Here is a 701-nt window from a genome sequence, read left to right on the forward strand (position 1 = left end):
CTTAAAGCTGTTGGTCTGAAATTTACGCGACTCGACCAGCTTGCCTTCCACTAACGGGGAAACAAACGGGGCCATGCGGCGCAGACCAACATCCACGTCGACAGACACTTCCTCAGTGTCAGACTCCACAATATTCGGGAAGAATTTATCCAGCAGCCAGTTCTGGCTGGTCAGCAGGTTCGGTACGACCTGCACTAACACATTGGTGTCAAAAATATTCATACTGTTTCTCGTGTTAAAAGACGTCACAATGCCTACGGTGACCCGCATTCAGACGTCTGTTGGAATTAAATCAGGCTTGTACGCTGTCGCGCAGGAAAATGGAAAAGGCGCGTAATGGGGTTTTTAGTTCGGGGAGCGTCCAGCTTTCATCGAAAATCACCCGATGCTGGTTAAATTCGCCCATCAGATAAACGCCCCCCCTCACGCTGTCGGCGGTGGTATCAACATTGTCCACCAGAATCGCGCTGGGGATCTGACTGCCGTCCCCTGCCCCTTTTTTACTGACCACGTATTCACCGTTGGCAGTAATAACACCCAGTACCGTGCCGCGTTTCAGGATACCCGCTTTGGCAATCGTTACGCTGTCGGTGACTATTTGCAACGGACCGGAAATTAACTGGTCAGGCGAAAAAACAGCCTGTGTCATGCCTGGCTGAAAGGGGTTCTGAGAGAAGTTTTCCATTATTTCGCTCCTTTAT

General features: G+C 50.5%; 2 protein-coding genes. Both read right to left on the reverse strand.

Translation table 11 applies throughout. The features are described 5' to 3' along the window. The coding region (locus tag PSI23_RS21765; protein WP_273557018.1) for a major capsid protein at positions 1 to 222 on the reverse strand (222 nt) is incomplete at its 3' end. A gap of 70 nt (positions 223 to 292) precedes the next feature. Beyond that, on the reverse strand, positions 293 to 685 hold the full coding sequence (locus PSI23_RS21770) for a head decoration protein (RefSeq protein ID WP_273557019.1): 393 nt from the start codon (positions 683 to 685) through the stop codon (positions 293 to 295). Between the last annotated feature and the right edge of the window lie 16 nt (positions 686 to 701).

The organism is Xenorhabdus yunnanensis (assembly GCF_028598805.1).
GTDB lineage: Bacteria > Pseudomonadota > Gammaproteobacteria > Enterobacterales > Enterobacteriaceae > Xenorhabdus > Xenorhabdus yunnanensis.

What these genes read in the sequence shown, in the direction of transcription:
- PSI23_RS21770 (WP_273557019.1), bottom strand. Translation starts at nt 685, where the DNA reads ATGGAAAACTTCTCTCAGAACCCCTTTCAGCCAGGCATGACACAGGCT.